Consider the following 17017-nt stretch of genomic DNA (forward strand, 5'->3'; position numbering starts at 1 on the left):
GATGTCCCTGCTCGCGGCGCTGGCGGCAGTCTGCTGCTTCCTCGTCGCGGCCACGGGGCTGCGTGCCTACCTGTCGGCGCCTCAGATCGGTTCGCTCGCCCTCAGCCTCGAGGACGACGAGCGCCCTGAGCGTCGCAGCATGGTCGCCTCCATCTACGCCAAGTTGGGCCGGTGGTCGGGCCCGACCATCGTGCGGCTGCTCGGACCACGCTGGCGCGCCTGGGTTCATCGACAGCTGGCGGCCGCAGGGCAGCCCCGCGGCTACGACGTGGCGGGATTCGGTGAGTTCCAGGGCGCGTATGCCTCCCTCGCCGGGCTGGTGCTGGTGCTGTTCGCGGTGCAGAACCGATGGGGGCTGGGGCTGATCACGGTGGTGGCGCTGGTCGGCTATCCCAGCATCTGGCTGATGAGTGAGGCGCAGCGGCGCCAACGCCAGATCGAACGGGACCTGCCCGACTTCCTCGACATCCTCGCCGTGACCGTCAGCGCCGGTCTGGCCTTCCGTCAGGCACTGGACCGGGTCGGGGAGACCCTCAGTGGCCCACTGGCAGAAGAGCTTCGGCGCACCCTGCGCCGGATGGACGTCGGGTTGCACCGGCGTCAGGCGTTCATCGAACTGCGGGACCGCAACCCCCGGTCGGCCACGATGAGCCTGTTCACCACGGCGATTCTGCAGGCCGAGGAACTCGGCGCGCCACTGACCGAGACGCTCAATCAGTTGGCCCGCGACATGCGCCGTGAATTCGCGCAACAGTCGCGCCGACGGGCGGCACGGGCCGCCCCCCGGGTCAGCCTGATCGTGACCATGGTGATCATGCCCGCCATCATCCTGTTGATCCTTGCCGCTCTGGTGCTCGGCAGCCGACTCGACCTGAGCACGCTGTGATCCGGCAGCTGGGTCCCGTCGACCGGATCGCGCAGTACGTCATGCTGCCGCGGATCGCTGCGGCGGGACTCACCTTCTCGGCGGTCGGTCACATGTCCCGTGGCTGGCTGGTGTTGTCCATCGCGACTCCGCTCCTGGTCGCGGTCAACTACCTGGCCCTGCGGCACTGGGTGTACGTCGTCGACGTGGTCGAGGTGGGGCGCAAACCGCTCTATCTGGTGCTGGATATCGCCCTGGCCCTCTCACTGATCGCCCTGGTGGGCATCGGAACCCCCCTGGTGCTCTATCTCGTCGGGTGCGGGGCATTGGGAGGCCTGCTCTACCGGGCGCGTCTGGCGCTGGTGGCGAGCCTGGCCATGGTGGCCGGGTACGCGGTGCTCGTGGTGACCGGAACCGGCTCGGCCCCGGCCTCGCCGGACATTCACACCCTGATCACCCTTCCCGCCATGGTGCTGGCCAGTGGGCCGGCGGCCGCGGGGGTGCGCCGGCTGTTGCGCCGCCATGAGCGGCTGGCCTCCGAGGTCGCCGTGCTGCGGGCCGGATCCGCGGTGCACGAGGAACGCTTGCGGGTGGCCCGCGATCTGCACGACAACGTCACCAAGAGCCTGCACGGACTGTGGCTGGTGTGCAGCTCGCTGACCTCTGCGCTCGACCGCGGCGATGTGGCGGCTGCCCGCTCGGCCTCGGATCTGGTCGGCAGCACGGCGCGCAATCTGGCGGAGCAGACCCGTGTCGTGATCTACGACCTTCGTCACGACGAGGCCGACCAGCCGTTCCGCCGGGAACTCGAACGCGCCGCCCAGGCGGCAGCCGCGGATCAGGGCCTGGTCATCGATGTGGACGTACCAGCCGCGGCGGAGGTCGCCGGACGGGCGTTGCCGGCCGAGGCCCGGCGGCAGGTGGTCGCCATCGTGGGCGAGGCGGTGCACAACACGGTCAAGCATGCGCAGGCCCGACGCTTGCAGGTCAGCGCCATCGCGCATCCGGATGCCCTGGAGGTCTGTATCCGCGACGACGGTGTCGGGTACAGCTCCGAGCGTGCGGCCCTTCGCGTGGCCCGCGGGCACATCGGGGTGGTGGGCATGACGGAGCGGGCACACAGTATCGGGGCGACCTTCGGCATCGCCGGTGAAGCCGGTCGTGGCACCGAGGTCGCGCTCAGAGTCCCGGTGGCGCAATCGGTTCCGGCGGCAGCGAACGGGAGGAGTGGTCGTGGCTGAACGACGTCGAGTCCTCATCGTCGACGACAATCCGGTGATCAGGGTGGGGCTGCGGCTGCTGGTCGACGGTGCTGACGACCTGCAAGTGGTCGCCGAGGCGTGCAACGGGCAGGAGGCGTTGGAGCGTGCCGCCGAGTACGCACCCGACGTCGTCCTGCTCGATGTTCGGATGCCGGTGCGGGGTGGGCTGGAGGTGTTGCCCGAGCTCTCGCAGCGGGCCTGCGTCATCATGTTGACCTCCTCGGATGAGGACGAAACCATCAGGGCGGCCATGGGTTTGGGGGCGCGGGGCTACCTGGTCTACGGCTCGATGGACGAGTTCGGCATCCTGCAGAGCATTCGGACGGCGCTGGGTGGGGGTGCGGTGCTGAGTGGCCAGGCCGCCGCCGCGTTGCTCAGCGGGCCGCCGCCGACGGCGGGGCCGAACTCCCAGCGGGCCACTCCCGAACGTATGCTGTCGGTGCTGTCGGAGCGCGAGATCGCGGTCATGGATCTGCTGGCCGCCGGCAAGTCGAACGGCGAGATCGCCCAACAGCTCTTCCTGGCCCCCAAGACGGTGAAGAACCACGTGAACCGCATCTTCGCCAAGCTGCACGTGGTCTCTCGGGCGCAGGCGATGGCGCTCTGGTTGGGTTCCGCTCTGGACGAGGAGGTCACCACGGGCTCCGTGGCTGCCGTGCCCGGGCCCGCGCGGCGTGGATTGGGCCCCGATCGGGGCCCGCGGGCCCTCTGATCACGCGATACCGGGACATAGCGTGAGCATCACATCAAGCCGTTCCGGTCAACGGACCGGGAACCTGAAGGGGCAACCATGTTGAAGCTGTTGTGCGCGCTGGAGATGGCCGGTCTGCGCCTGTCCGAGCGCCGTCGGGACGACGAGGGCCAGACCGCCGCCGAGTACATGGGCATCCTCGTCGTCGTCGCTGTGATCATCGTGGCGATCGCCGGTTCCGGCATCGGGTCGACGATTGCCGGCAACATCACCTCGAAGATCAGCGAGATCTTCGGCGCCGGATGATGTCCTCCACGTCACACCGCGAGGAGCAGGGCCAGGTCATCCCGGCCCTGCTCCTCGCTGTCGTGGCCCTGCTCTTCCTGGGCCTGTTGGTGGCTCAGGTCGGGAGCGCGGCCGAGCAGAAGACCCAGACCCGCTCGGTGGCCGACTCGGCCGCCGTCGCCGCGGCGCACGACGTCCGGGACACGACGATCGCTGCCTCCTCGCACCAGATCCCCCATTCCTGGGCGCCGGCCATCTTCGCCGCGATCCCGATCCTCACCCCGGCGCTCGCCGAGGTGGGATGCGATGCGGCACAACGCAACTGGACCTCCAACCCGCACGACTCGGGATTGTCGTGCGGCGACGTCTCGGTCAGCCGGACCACCGGTGGCGCCCGGGTTTCGGTGACGGCTCCAGCGGGCGAGGTGTTCGAGGGACCCGCCGATGCCACCGGGCAGCGAGCGCGAGCGACCGCCGTGACGCGCGTGGTGCTGGACGAGTGCCCCCTGATGGCGGGTGTGCCGGGCGCGCTGGCGCACTGGATCGCCGATCGCACGATGGCTCAACTGGGTCGGCCCAGCAGCTGCTACACCCCGGCCGACGAGGCGTCCCTCGAACCGCTGGACCTCTATCCGTGGACCGCCCCGGCGGCGGTGGGCCCGCCGAATCTGATCGTTGACGCGGTCCGTCGCCAGATGCGCATCGAGATCATCCAGTAGCCACCGAGACGGTCAGCGGTGTACCGACACCGTGGTTGACCCGAGCTGGCCGAGTGAGAGGGTGGCCGTGCTCACGGTCTCGGGAAGTGCTGCCGTGTAGAAGTAGAAGTGGAACGTGTTGTCCTTCTTCATCGACCACATCGTGGTTCCGGTGACGCGGGTGTAGGCGTCGGCGTCGTAGGCCGGGATGTAGGTCGCCTTGGTGGTCGGGTCGATCAGGTGGAAGGCGCCCAGGTCGAGGCTGGCCTTGGACCGTCCGCTGAAGGCGTCGATGACGAACCCGTCCTCGTGCGAGGTGAGATCGAGTCTGACCAGGCTGAGGGTGCCGTCGATCGTGACCGGGTACACGGTGGCCGACATCTGCACCGGGAACGTGCCGTTGCCCTTGACCGCCTTCGGGCCCACGGTGACCGTCGGGCCGGCCGGCCCGGTCGCCGGGGCGTCCGGAGCCGCACTGATCGTGGCGGCGGGGGTCGGCGTCGGGATCGGGACCGGCTTGGGGGTGTAAGCGATCTCGACCCGCCGGTTGAGGGCGCGGCCGTCCGGGTTGTCCCCGCCACCGGGCACGGTGTTGGGCGCCACCGGGTCGGCCTCGCCGCGTCCCCGCGCCGTGGACGAGAAGCCCGCGGTCGGGGCCTCGGCCTTCAATGCAGCGGCCACCGCCGCAGCGCGTTTCGTGGACAGCGTCTGGTTGTAGCCGGGTGAGCCCTTGGCATCGGTGTACCCGGTGATCTCGACCGGTTTGGCCGGGTCGGCCTTGGCTGCCACGAGTTGCGACGCCTGGGTGATCAGGTTCTTGGCCTGTGGGCTGAGCGCCGCCGAGTCGAAGGCGAACAGCACGTCCGCATTCAGGGTCACCACACCGTGCCGCCCCGGCCCCGAATCGGTCACGGTGCCGCCCGCCACCTTGGCCATCAGATCGTGCTTCTCCACCACGGCGTCGGCAGTGGGCCGGGGGACGCGCAGGGTGACCAGTGAGCTCGATCCCGGCGAGGCGCTCGCACCGGGCGTGGGGGCGCCCACCGACGGGGTGGCCGCGACCGCCTCGGGGGTGTCGACCAGGTCCGGCGCTGGTTCGGTGCCGGCGACGATGGGGATGTCGGGCGCCAGGCCACCGAACAGCAGGTCGACGGACAGGGACGAGACCTCCGGGCCGGGGTCGGGGAAGAACGCCCCGAAGCGATAGGTGGTGCCGCCGGTCTTGCGCAGCATCTTGTCGAAACTGCCGAACGGGTTGCCGTAGTAGGGCAGATCGGCGCGGGGGGACGGCTGCCGCAGCGGGCCGTAGCGCACCCGGCGCGCGGCGTCGATCAGCGAGATGCCCCCCATGGTGCGGCACATCGTGCCCGGGCAGAACAGCGCCATGGTGTTCAGGTCGGCCGTCGAGCCGCCCTGCGGCGTGACGTCGACGGTGAGCAGGAGGTGGCCGTCGACGCGCTGCAGCGGGTACAGGCTGACCAGGGCAGGAACGTCACCGGCGGGCGGGTAGGTGGCCTGCTGCTGCCAGGCGGGTGTGGCCCAGACGGCGGGGGACGTGCTGGTCGCCGGGGACGACGCGCCATCGGTGCGCGTGCCGGCGCCGGTGGATGATCCGGTCGGTGGGGTGTCGTCGCCGCCGAAGGTGCAGCCGGACACGAGGGTCAACGCGACGGTCAGGGGTAGAACCCAGGCCGTTGGCCTTCGTCGAACCGGCTGACGCATCGACACTCCTCACGACCGATGGGCGATGTGCGGACGATCTTAGCGACCTGCGACATTCGAACCGATTCGCCCCCCTCGGCGGCTCGGTCAGGCCAGACCCCAGACCAGCCGGTAGCGCACCTGCTCGCGGTAGGCCCGATAGGCCTCCGTCTCGCTCAACACCGCCTCCTCGCGGTCGATCCGCAGCCACAGGAACACCCAGCAGATCAGGTAACAGGCCAGATTCCAGAGCACGAAGCCGTAGGCCAGCAAGCCGAGGTGCACCAGGACGTACCCGGCGTACATCGGGTGTCGCACGAGTCGGTACGGCCCTCGGGCCACGATGTCGCTGCGCGCCGGCACCAGGGAGAAGTTGCGCCGCAAGGTGAGCTTGGTTGCCAGCGTGAGCACCAGACCGGCCAGGATCACCAGGGCCGCCGCCAGCGGTGGCACCAGCCGAGGCCCTTCGGCCGGCCGAGCGAAGAGGGGGGCAGCGGTGCCGATGACGGCGATCAGCCAGTCCCACGGTCGCGTCGAGATGACGTCCGGTCGGCGGCGGGCGACCACGAAGACGACCACCAGCAGGTTGCCCGACAACACCAGCAGCTGGCCCAGCGCGGGGTCGGTGATCGCCGAGGGGCCGGCGCGCACGATCGAGTACAGGTAGACGGTCAGCACCAGCGCGCGCTCGGCCAGGTCGAGCGTCCCTGCCGAGAAGCGAGGGGCCGACGGCGCGCCGTCCGCCGCGGATTCCGGACGGTCGTTCACGGCAGCTCCCAACGCAGAGCGGTCAGGGCGTTGTGCTCGGGGGTCAGCCGGCCGGCCCCGTCGCAGGCCCGGTACCGGTAGACGCGGGAGGCGCCGTACACCGGCTGATCACAGGTCCACGTGGGCGCGTAGCCCGTCACGTCGAGCCGGATCGGGTTGAGGCCGGTGAAGGCCCCGGGGTAGATCACGTGCCGCCCGGCGACGGTGGCCACGTGAAACCGCACCGTCGCCTGACGGCCGTCGGTGGGGATGCCCGTGATGCGCGGTGAGGCGTTCTGGTCGCCCGGCTCGAGGGTGAGGGCGCGACCGGCCCCGGTCGACGCGGTGGAGTAGGTCAACCGGCTGTCGGTGAACGTCGTCCGGTCGCTGTGGGTGAAGTCGCCACCCGGCAACGAAAGGGTCAGCGTGCTCGGCAGCGTGACACCGGCCTCGGCGATGACCGTCTGGGTGACCCGGGTGCCCCCGGAATCCGGCACCATGCCGAGGACCACGGCGACCGATGGTCCGGGTTCGTGGGGCCGGACACCGAGGAACACCTTCCACCAGATCGTGCCGATCGCGCTCACGGCCAGCAGTACCGCGACCGCGAGTACCCATCGCAGGGATGTCGCTCTCACCGGGATCAGCCCGCCACCGCCGACGGCGTCCGTCCGGCTGATCGTGAGGGGGAGCCGGAAGGGGTCGGCGGTGGCGGTGTCGGGGGCACCGGGGGGTCGACGGGGGCCTCCTGGCCGGTGGGTTCGAAGGTGTCGAACACGGCGTTGAGGTGGCAGGTCTCGAAGGAGGTGATCGGGCCGGAGGTGATCAGGGTGATCACCGTCTTACCCGGGGTGATCAGCGATCGGCTCCTGATCCGGGCGGCCACGCGCGTGCCGCCGGCCAACTGGACGGAGCTCGTGATCTCTTGATCGACGCCGGAGGTGGCCCCGTGCGGCACGTCGGTCATGACCTCGTTACGCACCGGGGTGTCACCCGCCTCGAGCGTGGCGTTCCACATCGCGATCGCCGTCTGCGGGAAGGGTTGTGAGAACTGGGGCTGCTCCACCGTCTCGATCATGCAGAACGGTCCTGCGGGTGCCACGGCGTGACGCCAGCGACGGGTATGGGTGCCGTCCTGCGAGCGCACGCGATCGACGTCCAGGATGAATCGCGGTGACGCCGGCAGGCTGAAGCGCAGCGCTGCACCCGAGGTCATGGTGCCGTCGTAGCCCGCCGATCGGGTGGCCACCGTGCCGGCGGGGGAGCTCGCCGTGGCGGGCGTGACGGCCGGCGATCCGGGCGTGGCGGCCGATCCCGCGTCGTCCGAGCAGGCGCTCAGGCCGGACGACGCGGCGAGGCTCAGGGCGAGCAGGGCCACCGCGCGCCGGACGATGTGAGCTCTCACTGCGAGCACTGCTCCCACGTCACGAAGCCTTGGCCGGGCTGGAAGTAGGCGGCCCGGTCGACCGATCGGTCCTGGGTGCTGACGCCGCCCTCGATCCCGAAGCCGATGCCCTCACCGCCTTCGACACCGCCGGAGAGCCCGCCGTCGTTCTGCGAGTACAGGACGACGCCGAGGGTGGTTCCCGGGGCACCGTCCTCGAAGAGGCGGTACATCCCTGTCAATCCGGTCACCGGGTCCACGCTACCGGTGCCGTCGTTCATCAGGACCGGGACTCCGATGGAGTGCAGCCCGTCGGCCACCACATCGCGATTGTTCCCCTGGGTCAGGTCGACCCTCATCTGCAGCGTCCCCGCCTTGCCGCCCCCGATGGACAGGTCGCCGGCTCCCGTGGTGCCCTTCGGCACGGCAGGGGTGAGCGGTGTGGCCGGTTGACCCTTCTCGCCGCCCGTCGCCCCGAGCCCGAGCTGGCCGGTGAGGGTGCCGGTGGCGTCCAGCGTGGCGGAGATGGCCTTGCCGGTGTCGTCGTACTCGATCCCCACGACCACCTCGGAGCTGTCCCCGATCGTGCCGGACACCGTCTCGAACACCCCGAGCTGAGCCGCCGCCTCGGAACTCACCTGGAGGTAGACGGTGCGGGTCTCGCCCCGGGCCGGGACGGAACCATCGGCGCTGGCGGGGGTCGCCGACTTGACCTTGACGCCGAGCAGGGCGGTCACCGAGCCGTTTCCGGTCAGCGCGGCCACGCCCGCCTTGCCCTCGGCGGTTCCCGAGACCAAAGCACCTCCGGCGTAGAAGGTCTCGGTCGGTGGGGGCGGGTCATAGCTGACGCCATCGATCTTGTCGAGCAGCTTCTTGCCGAATCCGAAGGGATCGAAGGGGCCGACGACGGCGCGCTTGGCGGGTTCGTCACGGGCGGCTGTGAGGAAGTCCCGCGCGGCCTGCTCGGTGGGGAACTCGTACTTGGCCCCGGCACTGCCGGTGAGGGCAGCCGTCACCGACGCCTTCAACCCCTCGCCGAGGTCACCCACACCGGCCGACTCGCCGAAGATCGCCTTGGCACCGAGGTGCCCTTCGCCCTCCTGCTGAACGAACCAGTGGGTCTTGCCGGAGCTGTCCACCGTCTTGGTCAGGGTCAGCTTGCCGCTGCCTCCCACGTTCACGCTGAAGACGGTGACATCGGCCTTGATCTGTTCGCTGTGGCTGAGGGTGGTGCATTCCTCGGGAACGTGCGAGATGGCCGTGGTGCCGGCGCTGCAACTCTGGCCGGCGATCCGGCAGATCAGCACCCTGATGTCGTCGGCGAGCTGCCCACCGAGGCCGCTGGGGGCCAGCACGCCGATGATCAGCGCGATGACCACGAGGATGCCCATCAGCTCCGATGAGGTCTGTCCCTGGTCGCGGCGATCGGGCTGATGCTCCCGGTCGAGCCGGACGACGTTCCAGGGACGTTCCATGCTCGGCATCCTGGAGTCCTGCAAGGGCCCGAACCCAGGGCCCGCGGGCCTGTTTGGGGGCCCGTGACGTCGTGCCGGTCGCGAGCCTCAGCCGGACAGTCGATCGGGCGATGTGGAGGTCAGCGGGCCGGGCAGGGTGTCGGCGCAGAACGGGCAGGTGCGTACCGGGGCCGCCAGAGGCTCGTCGCACCAATGGCACGGCCATGCCTCCACCGGCGGCAGCTGATCGGCCACCCACCCCACGAGGTCTTGTGGCATGGCCACCACCTCGGTGGCCTCCGGGTCGCCCCACTGCCGTGACGGCGACATCGTCGTGACCAGTCGGCTGGGGGCGTCCGTGGGCAGACCGGCCCGTTCGAGCACTCCCACCGGCACCTCGCGGGGGCCGAGCACCCCGACCACGATGCCCAGCCGGGGATCGTGGTCGGGCCGGACCAGGCCCACGTTGGCCGGGCGGACGACGCCCTGCCCGTTGAGCCAGATGAGGTTCGGTTCCGGTGAGGACTGGACGGCGAACACGCGTCGTCCCGGCAGGTAGGAACGCATGTGGTGGCTCACCGTGACGGCGGGGTGGTCGAGCCGGGCAACCGACCGCAGCAGGACGACGTGCAGCAGCTGGCGGCTCAACGCCGGCAGCCGCTCGATCACCTCCGCCACGGGGCGGTTGAGGCGTGAGGTGAGCAGCACCTGCCCGATCAGGGCGATGGCCACCTGCATCGCGGCTCCGCTCCCGATCGGCACCACGGCGATCCGTGAGCGATACAACCCGCGAGCCTGGCCGGCGAGGGCGGCCACGGTGGCGTACTCGGCGGGGTCGCAGATCACCACGAGTCGGCGATCGCCGGCGCTGAGCGCAGCAAGGGCGGCGACCCGGTCGACGACCGGCAGGGCCAGCAGCGGGCCGGTGGAGCCGGTCGAATCCGGCCAGATCGCGGGGTCCGAGGCCACGACATAGTCATACGGCCCGGGTGGGCGGCCCGACGGCAGCGGCGGCGGGATCGACCCCGAGACAGGGTCCGGCGCACGTGCCGGAGAGGGGTGGGCGGTCAGGTGGGTGCGGATGCTGGGCCGGGAGTCGGTCCGAGCTGCCGGGTCGAGGTGGTGAGTCATGTGGTGTCCCCGCATTCCTGCCATTTGACGAAGCCGGTTCCTCGCGCCAGGTAGTAATCGCCCGCAGGCAGCCCTCCGGCGATGTTCAAATGGCCGCGCAGCCCGAGCTCCGTGGTCGGCCGGTTCACCGATGATGTCCTACGGAAGGTGCTGATCGTGACCGTTGTGCCCCGTGGTGTCTGATCGAGAGCCCGATACAGACCCGATCGTGGACGCAGTGACGACTGCGCCCGCACCGCCCGCGCGATGGCCGCCGGCCGGGCGCCGCTGCGCTCCTCCAGCGAGACGAGGCTGGTCCAGCTCGCCGGATGCGGCAGCCCCGCCAGTCGCTCGAGGGCCGCTCGCAGGTCGGCGGTGCCATCGGTGGCCAGGTCCAGGTCGATGATCATCTTGGCGGGGAAGAGAGCGAGTGGCTCGGGGCGGGGCAGCAGAGCGGCCAAGGGTGCAGGACCTGCCGCAGCGCCCGTCGGATCCAGCCCTGCGGCGAGCAGGCCGGTGATCTCGACCGTCTCGCGCAGGGGGATCCCCGCGGCGGTGTGGGTGGTGGACATCAACACCCGGCCCGCCGCCTTCTCGCTGCCCAGTCCCATCGCCACCGCTGCCCGCCAGTCCAACTCGCGCACCAGGGTCCGCACCGGTTCCCCGGCCGGGGAGAGGTGATCGCTGATCTGAACCAGTGCAGCGGGGGTGGTGGGCTGGGTCGCGGCGGCGCCGTCCTTGGCCTCGGCCACGGTGTCGACCGCGCCGCCGAGCAGGGCAATCTGCTCTCGCGGGGTGGGTGGGTCGATCCGATGGCCATCGATCGCCACACCCAGCCAGGCGGCCACCCCGCTGCCGTCGGCTGCTGCCAGGCGCTGCCGCAGCGGTTCACGCAACACCTCCGTCACGTAGTTCCGGGCGGTGTCCTCATCGGCGAAACTTCGGATGGTGGCTCGCCCGGGCGAGGTTCCCGGCTCGTCCACGTGCCAGGTCACCACCGCGTTGGTGTCGATCGCCCGGCTGAGGACGACCCCCCCGGCGGGGCCGATCCGATCGGAGAACAGCACGGTGTCGTCGGCCACCGGATCGGAGTGACTGATCACGGTGCAGCGGCCCAGATCCGCCGCCGGGGGAATGAAGGGATCGCAGCCGTCAGGGCCTGATCCGCATGCCGCGTTCCGGACCGCGCGGCCGGCGGGAACCACGACGCTCACCGTCGTCCCGATCGCGGTCAGCGCAACGGCGGCGACCACGAGCAGGCGTCCGGGAGTGGCCGGCTGGCCGCCGGTGGGGTCACCGAAGGCCGGACGCAGCAACGCGGAGAGGGTGGGCAGTCGCCTCATGACCCCCCTTCGCGCTGGTGCGGTGGCTGGATCACCGTGGGCTACCGTGCTGGCCGGAGGCTACCAAGCCCGTGCTCGGCCGTGGGGCACGGGTACTGCGCAGCGTCAGGGGCGGTGGCTTTCGGGTGCCCGCCGCGGGGGCGGGGTGACCGGAGGTGAGGGACGATGATGGCGACGTTGGTGGTCGACGGCCGGGACATCGCGCACGTGGAGCACGCGCGGTCGTTTCGGGCGCGCAGCAAGGGACTGCTGGGGCGAACCGGCGTCGCGACGGGGCTGGCGCTCGAGCCCGCGAGCTCGGTCCACACCTTCGGTATGGCCTTCGCCATCGACGTGGCCTACGTGGCGCGGTCGGGCCGGGTGCTGGCTGTCACCACGATGGTGCCGGGGCGGCTCGGGCTGCCGCGGTGGCGCTGCCGCTGGATTCTCGAGACCGAGGCCGGCCGGATGGCGGAGTGGGGGATCCGCCCCGGAGCGGTGGTTTCGCTGAGCTGACGGCGCAGCCGGACTCAGCGGTCCCCGAGCCGACCCGGGCGGCTCAGAGACCGGCGAGCACCTGGGCCAGGAGAATCTTGACGATCATGGCGGCGGGGTAGACCAGGGCGTATCCGATGGCCACCCGGTTGTCGAAGCCCGAGCGTTCGTTGGCGAAGGCGAGCACCGCGGGCTGGGTCTGCGCGCCCGCCAGGATGCCGGCGACCTTCTCGGCGTCCAGTCGGTGCACCAGCCGCCCGACCACGAGCAGGGACACCGCGACCATCGTGGTGACCACCAGGCCGACCACGGCGATGCGCCAGCCGAGGCTGGAGGTGACGGCGGCGGTGAACGAGCCGCCGGCGCGCATGCCGGCATAGGCGAGGAAGGCCAGCATCCCGAAGTTCGACAGCGCCGAGGCCGCCGAGTGACCGAGGGTGGTGACCAGCGGCCCGACGCGTCCGACGCGTCCGAAGATCAGACCCATGATGAGGGTGCCGCCGGCGGCGCCGATCTCGAAACCGCCTCCGGGCAGCGGGATGTGGACCAGGCCCACCAGGATGCCCAGCGTGATGCCGAGGGCGAGGCCGACCGGGTTGATGTCGGACAGGCCGCGCTCGGAATCGCCCAGGTGGCGGGCGATGTCGGGCATCTGCGGGGTCGGGACCACCACGCGCAACCGGTCGCCCAGCTGCATCACCAGGTCATCGGTCGCCACCATGTCCATGTCGCCCCGGCGAACGCGCGAGACCGCGGCGCCGAACTTCTCGCCCAGGTCGAGGTCGGCCAGGGTATGGCCGGCCAGGGAGCGGTTCGACAACGTGATGCGCCGCGAGTCCAGGTTGTGGCGGTTGCCGACGATGTCGTGCGAGGAGGCGTGTCCGAGTTCGCGGGCCACCTGCGTGACCACGTCCTTGGGACCCACGATGGACACCAGGTCGTCGTGCTCGAGCCGCTCCTCGTCCTCGGCGACCAGGATCGGGCTGGTCTCGCCGTGGCGGATCCGTGAGAACAGCACGGTGCCACCGAACCGCTCGACGATCTCGCTCATCCGCGGCCGGTCGGTGCGTTCGACGCGCACGGTGAGGTTGGTCAGGGTGCTCGGCCCGGAGTCGGTGCTGCCCCGGTGCCGCAGGGTCCAGGCGGTGGCGAGCATCATGCCGGCCACGCCCCACAGGTAGCTGATCGAGTAGCCGACGGTGGTCGCGGCGGCGTCCCCCGATCGTTCGGTGGCCGCGGCCAGGGCGGGGGTGTTGGTGAGCGAACCGGCGAAGGTGCCGGCGATGGTGGCCACCGGTAGGTCGAGCCAGAGCCCGATGGCTGCCGTGATCGCCGCCCCGACGGCCAGGATCGAGGTGACGGTGACGATGGGCGCCCACCCGGTGCGCAGTGCGGCGAAGAACGTGGGACCGCTGATCACGCCGACGGTGTAGGTGAACATCACCAGGCCGAGCGTGCCGACGGTTTCGGGGACGCTGAGCTTGACGCCGTTCGCGGCGGCGACCGCGCCCAGGGCGATCGCGGTGAACAGCACCGCCGCCGGGCCGATCTGGACGTCGGCGATCCGGACGGTGCCCAGGGCCGAGCCCAGGGCGAACAGCAGGAACACCAGGACGAGGGGCTGGTGGGCGAGGAACTCGAGTGCGGTGTGCACAGGGATCAGAGCTTCCTGACGGTGCGACGGGGCGGCGGGGCCCAAGGCCGGCCGCGTCGTCGTGGTCCGGCCCGAGTCCATCATGACACCGTTGTCATGTCGATGGCGGGTCGCACGTCCCGTCGGCGCGTCCCCGTGGCACATGAGGGACCACCGTCCCCCGGCGGCAAGCCCACCCCCAACCCGCTCATGCTCCGCAGCTGACCGCTCGTGCTCCGCAGCTGACGCTTTTCAGCAGCCAATCCGGCGTGCGAGCCGTCACCTGCGGAGCATGAGCAGGTTGGGTCAGGTCGGCCCAGGTGAGAGATAGAATTGAGTGGAACAGACTCAACTCTGAGAGCGTTGCTTTCCGTGCAAGCAGATCGCACGCGCTGTACATCGGAGGACACTCATCTCATGGACCTCAAGCTCACCACTCGCAGCCAGGAAGCTCTGTCGTCCGCCGTGCGCCGGGCCACCTCCGGCGGCCATCCCCAGGTTGAGCCGGCGCACCTGCTCGAGGCCCTGCTCACCCAGCCGGACGGCGTCGCGACCGCTCTGCTGAAGGCGGTCGGCGCCGATCCCGCGGCGTTGCGGACGAGTACCGAGCGCGCCCTGGGTGCCATGCCCTCGGCCTCGGGGCCGACGGCGGCCTCCCCGCAACTGGGTCGTGCTGCCTACCAGGCTCTGAACGCCGCTGGTGAGGTGGCTCGCGAGTTGGGGGATGAGTACATCTCCACCGAGCACCTCGTGATCGGCCTGGCCTCCGGTCCGGGCGGTTCGTCGTCCAGCGTGGCGGGCACGCTCCGTACCGCGGGCGCCACCCGCGAGGCGTTGATCGCGGCACTGCCCGCCGTCCGCGGTGGCGCCAAGGTGACCAGCCCCGACCCCGAGGGCACGTTCAAGGCGCTGGAGAAGTACAGCGTCGACCTCACCGCCGCGGCCCGCGACGGCCGGCTCGATCCGGTGATCGGGCGCGACAGCGAGATCCGTCGCGTGGTGCAGGTGCTCAGTCGTCGGACCAAGAACAATCCGGTGCTGATCGGTGAGCCCGGGGTCGGCAAGACCGCCGTGGTCGAGGGCCTGGCGCAGCGGATCGTGGCGGGTGACGTGCCGGAGTCGTTGCGCGGCAAGCGGTTGCTGTCGCTCGACCTGGCGGCGATGGTCGCCGGCGCCAAGTATCGCGGCGAGTTCGAGGAACGACTCAAGGCCGTGCTGGAGGAGATCAAGTCCAGCGACGGTCAGGTGGTCACGTTCATCGACGAACTGCACACCATGGTCGGCGCCGGGGCTTCGGGCGAGGGCGCCATGGACGCCGGCAACATGCTCAAGCCGATGCTGGCCCGTGGTGAGTTGCGTCTGGTCGGGGCCACCACGCTGGACGAGTACCGCGAGCGGATCGAGAAGGACGCCGCACTGGAGCGGCGCTTCCAGCAGGTCTACGTGGGCGAGCCCTCGGTGGAGGACACCGTGGCGATCCTGCGCGGTCTCAAGGGACGGTACGAGGCCCACCACAAGGTCGAGATCGCGGACGCCGCGCTGGTCGCCGCAGCCTCGCTGTCGCATCGCTACATCTCCGGCCGTCAGTTGCCCGACAAGGCGATCGACCTGGTCGACGAGGCCGCCTCGCGACTGCGGATGGAGATCGATTCCTCACCCGAGGAGGTCGACGCGCTGCGTCGTCAGGTCGACCGCATGAAGATGGAGGAGCTCGCGCTGGAACGGGAGAACGACGAGGGGTCGCGCGTCCGGCTCGAGAAGCTGCGCGCCGAACTGGCCGACCGGTCCGAGTCGCTGGCTGCGTTGACCGCCCGATGGGAGGCAGAGAAGACGGGGTTGAACCGGGTGGGCGAGCTCAAGGAGCGCCTCGACGCGCTGCGGGGACAGGCCGAACGCCTACAGCGCGAAGGCGACCTGGCCGCAGCGTCGCGAATCCTCTACGGCGAGATCCCCACGATCGAGAAGGAACTCGAGCAGGCGCAGGCCGCTGAAGGGGCCTGGGTCGCCTCGGACGACGCCCAGGCCCCCATGGTCAAGGAGGAGGTCGGCCCGGATGACATCGCCGACGTCGTCGCCGCCTGGACCGGGATACCTGCCGGACGGCTGCTCGAAGGCGAGACGGCCAAGCTGTTGAGGATGGAGTCCGTTCTGGGAGAACGACTCATCGGTCAGGAGACGGCGGTTCGCGCGGTGTCGGACGCCGTCCGTCGGGCTCGTGCGGGTGTCTCCGATCCCGACCGGCCGACCGGCTCGTTCCTGTTCCTCGGGCCGACTGGTGTCGGCAAGACCGAGCTGGCGAAGGCCTTGGCGGACTTCCTGTTCGACGACGAGCGGGCCATGGTGCGCATCGACATGAGTGAGTATGGCGAAAAGCACTCTGTGGCAAGGCTTGTCGGTGCACCTCCCGGATATGTCGGCTACGAGGAGGGCGGCCAGCTCACCGAGGCGGTACGGCGTCGCCCGTACAGCGTCGTACTGCTCGACGAGGTCGAGAAGGCCCACCCCGAGGTGTTCGACGTGTTGTTGCAGGTGCTGGACGACGGTCGCCTCACCGACGGTCAGGGCCGCACCGTCGACTTCCGGTCGACGATCCTGGTGCTCACCTCGAACCTCGGTTCGCAGTTCCTGGTCGACCCGACCCTGAGCCAGGAGGCCAAGAAGGACGCCGTGATGAGTGCGGTGCGGGCAGCGTTCAAGCCCGAGTTCGTGAACCGGCTGGACGACGTGGTGGTCTTCGACGCGCTGACCACCACCGAGCTGGCCCGCATCGTCGACCTGCAGGTGGCCGCGCTCGCCACGCGACTGGCCGAACGCCGACTGCGGCTCGAGGTCACCCCGGCCGCTCGGGACTGGCTGGCCCTGACCGGTTTCGACCCCGCCTACGGTGCCCGTCCGTTGCGCCGCCTGGTGCAGCGAGAGATCGGTGACCGGCTGGCACGAGCGTTGCTGGGTGTGGAGATCCGCGACGGCGACACCGTTCTGGTCGAGGCTGCCGGTCCCGGTGGTGAAGGGCTTGTGGTCCACCGTTCGCCGGTGTCCACCCCGTCGAGCTGAGCCTGCGGCCACCGGGCCGGCGCGGGCGCCGAGAGGGCCCGTCGTCCCTGGGCACTGGGGCCCGCGGGCCCTGGATGGCCGGGACGATGGGCACCTACGGTGAGGCACGCATCGCGGCGCAGCTGGGCGCCGACGTGCGATCACCGGCCGGCGCTCGGGGCCGGCCGGTGGCGGCGAGGAGGCGATGATGACGACCGATCCAGCCCTGGCGACGCGAGACCTGAGCGTCGTGACGGTCGTTGAGCCGGCCTCGCTGCCCCGAAGCCGCCAACCGGCTCGGGATCACGCCCTGCCCTGGTCGGTGCGATCCGCGTAC

The 17017-nt window shown here is 70.5% G+C and carries 15 protein-coding genes; 7 read left to right on the forward strand and 8 right to left on the reverse strand.

What is annotated here, in order from left to right; genetic code table 11:
• Position 1 precedes the first annotated feature (1 nt).
• The 5 genes from IPK24_03270 to IPK24_03290 all read left to right on the forward strand — a co-directional run bounded on the left by IPK24_03270 (position 2) and on the right by IPK24_03290 (position 3822).
• Entirely contained in the window at positions 2 to 886 is an 885-nt protein-coding gene (locus tag IPK24_03270) for a type II secretion system F family protein (protein ID MBK8074593.1), read from the forward strand.
• Positions 883 to 2106 carry a hypothetical protein gene (locus IPK24_03275; protein MBK8074594.1) on the forward strand — a complete coding sequence of 408 codons (1224 nt, stop codon included), beginning with the start codon at positions 883 to 885 and terminating at the stop codon, positions 2104 to 2106. The genes IPK24_03270 and IPK24_03275 overlap by 4 nt, the downstream gene beginning before the upstream one ends.
• Positions 2099 to 2839 carry a response regulator transcription factor gene (locus IPK24_03280; GenBank protein ID MBK8074595.1) on the forward strand — a complete coding sequence of 247 codons (741 nt, stop codon included), beginning with the start codon at positions 2099 to 2101 and terminating at the stop codon, positions 2837 to 2839. Before IPK24_03275 ends, IPK24_03280 begins: the two co-directional genes overlap by 8 nt.
• 78 nt (positions 2840 to 2917) lie before the next feature.
• Positions 2918 to 3124 (forward strand): Flp family type IVb pilin, encoded by a 207-nt coding sequence (locus IPK24_03285; protein ID MBK8074596.1) that lies wholly within the window; start codon positions 2918 to 2920, stop codon positions 3122 to 3124.
• Positions 3121 to 3822, forward strand: coding sequence for a hypothetical protein (locus IPK24_03290; GenBank protein ID MBK8074597.1), 702 nt, complete (start codon positions 3121 to 3123; stop codon positions 3820 to 3822). The genes IPK24_03285 and IPK24_03290 overlap by 4 nt, the downstream gene beginning before the upstream one ends.
• A 12-nt stretch (positions 3823 to 3834) precedes the next feature.
• On the opposite strand, the gene IPK24_03295 is transcribed toward IPK24_03290, so the two are convergent.
• The 7 genes from IPK24_03295 to IPK24_03325 form a co-directional block, all read right to left on the reverse strand.
• Positions 3835 to 5523, reverse strand: a complete 1689-nt coding sequence (locus tag IPK24_03295; GenBank protein MBK8074598.1) for an OmpA family protein — start codon at positions 5521 to 5523, stop codon at positions 3835 to 3837.
• A gap of 87 nt (positions 5524 to 5610) precedes the next feature.
• Positions 5611 to 6270, reverse strand: coding sequence for an isoprenylcysteine carboxylmethyltransferase family protein (locus IPK24_03300; protein MBK8074599.1), 660 nt, complete (start codon positions 6268 to 6270; stop codon positions 5611 to 5613).
• Positions 6267 to 6887, reverse strand: a complete 621-nt coding sequence (locus tag IPK24_03305) for a hypothetical protein (GenBank protein MBK8074600.1) — start codon at positions 6885 to 6887, stop codon at positions 6267 to 6269. The genes IPK24_03300 and IPK24_03305 overlap by 4 nt, the downstream gene beginning before the upstream one ends.
• Before the next feature lie 5 nt (positions 6888 to 6892).
• The gene (locus tag IPK24_03310; GenBank protein ID MBK8074601.1) at positions 6893 to 7654 is read right to left on the reverse strand and encodes a hypothetical protein; all 762 of its coding nucleotides are present in this window, start codon (positions 7652 to 7654) and stop codon (positions 6893 to 6895) included.
• Complete coding sequence (locus tag IPK24_03315) at positions 7651 to 9108, reverse strand: hypothetical protein (GenBank protein MBK8074602.1); 1458 nt, start codon at positions 9106 to 9108, stop codon at positions 7651 to 7653. The genes IPK24_03310 and IPK24_03315 overlap by 4 nt, the downstream gene beginning before the upstream one ends.
• 87 nt (positions 9109 to 9195) lie before the next feature.
• Complete coding sequence (locus tag IPK24_03320) at positions 9196 to 10218, reverse strand: hypothetical protein (GenBank protein MBK8074603.1); 1023 nt, start codon at positions 10216 to 10218, stop codon at positions 9196 to 9198.
• Positions 10215 to 11540: a hypothetical protein gene (locus IPK24_03325; GenBank protein MBK8074604.1), complete on the reverse strand. Its 1326-nt coding sequence runs from the start codon at positions 11538 to 11540 to the stop codon at positions 10215 to 10217. Before IPK24_03325 ends, IPK24_03320 begins: the two co-directional genes overlap by 4 nt.
• A gap of 165 nt (positions 11541 to 11705) precedes the next feature.
• Between IPK24_03325 and IPK24_03330 the strand changes: the two genes are divergently transcribed.
• Entirely contained in the window at positions 11706 to 12035 is a 330-nt protein-coding gene (locus tag IPK24_03330; protein MBK8074605.1) for a DUF192 domain-containing protein, read from the forward strand.
• 43 nt (positions 12036 to 12078) lie between these two features.
• On the opposite strand, the gene IPK24_03335 is transcribed toward IPK24_03330, so the two are convergent.
• On the reverse strand, positions 12079 to 13668 hold the full coding sequence (locus IPK24_03335; protein MBK8074606.1) for a transporter: 1590 nt from the start codon (positions 13666 to 13668) through the stop codon (positions 12079 to 12081).
• 396 nt (positions 13669 to 14064) lie between these two features.
• Between IPK24_03335 and clpB the strand changes: the two genes are divergently transcribed.
• Positions 14065 to 16701: an ATP-dependent chaperone ClpB gene (clpB, locus tag IPK24_03340; GenBank protein MBK8074607.1), complete on the forward strand. Its 2637-nt coding sequence runs from the start codon at positions 14065 to 14067 to the stop codon at positions 16699 to 16701.
• Positions 16702 to 17017 lie beyond the last annotated feature (316 nt).

It is taken from the genome of Kineosporiaceae bacterium, from assembly GCA_016713225.1.
In the GTDB taxonomy this organism is placed as follows: domain Bacteria; phylum Actinomycetota; class Actinomycetes; order Actinomycetales; family Kineosporiaceae; genus JADJPO01.

Bases quoted from the DNA above. Each gene is read 5' to 3' on its own strand.
- IPK24_03315 (MBK8074602.1), bottom strand. From the start codon at position 9,108: ATGGAACGTCCCTGGAACGTCGTCCGGCTCGACCGGGAGCATCAGCCC.
- IPK24_03320 (MBK8074603.1), bottom strand. From the start codon at position 10,218: ATGACTCACCACCTCGACCCGGCAGCTCGGACCGACTCCCGGCCCAGC.
- clpB (MBK8074607.1), top strand. From the start codon at position 14,065: ATGGACCTCAAGCTCACCACTCGCAGCCAGGAAGCTCTGTCGTCCGCC.
- IPK24_03285 (MBK8074596.1), top strand. From the start codon at position 2,918: ATGTTGAAGCTGTTGTGCGCGCTGGAGATGGCCGGTCTGCGCCTGTCC.
- IPK24_03290 (MBK8074597.1), top strand. From the start codon at position 3,121: ATGATGTCCTCCACGTCACACCGCGAGGAGCAGGGCCAGGTCATCCCG.
- IPK24_03295 (MBK8074598.1), bottom strand. From the start codon at position 5,523: ATGCGTCAGCCGGTTCGACGAAGGCCAACGGCCTGGGTTCTACCCCTG.
- IPK24_03330 (MBK8074605.1), top strand. From the start codon at position 11,706: ATGATGGCGACGTTGGTGGTCGACGGCCGGGACATCGCGCACGTGGAG.
- IPK24_03270 (MBK8074593.1), top strand. From the start codon at position 2: ATGTCCCTGCTCGCGGCGCTGGCGGCAGTCTGCTGCTTCCTCGTCGCG.
- IPK24_03325 (MBK8074604.1), bottom strand. From the start codon at position 11,540: ATGAGGCGACTGCCCACCCTCTCCGCGTTGCTGCGTCCGGCCTTCGGT.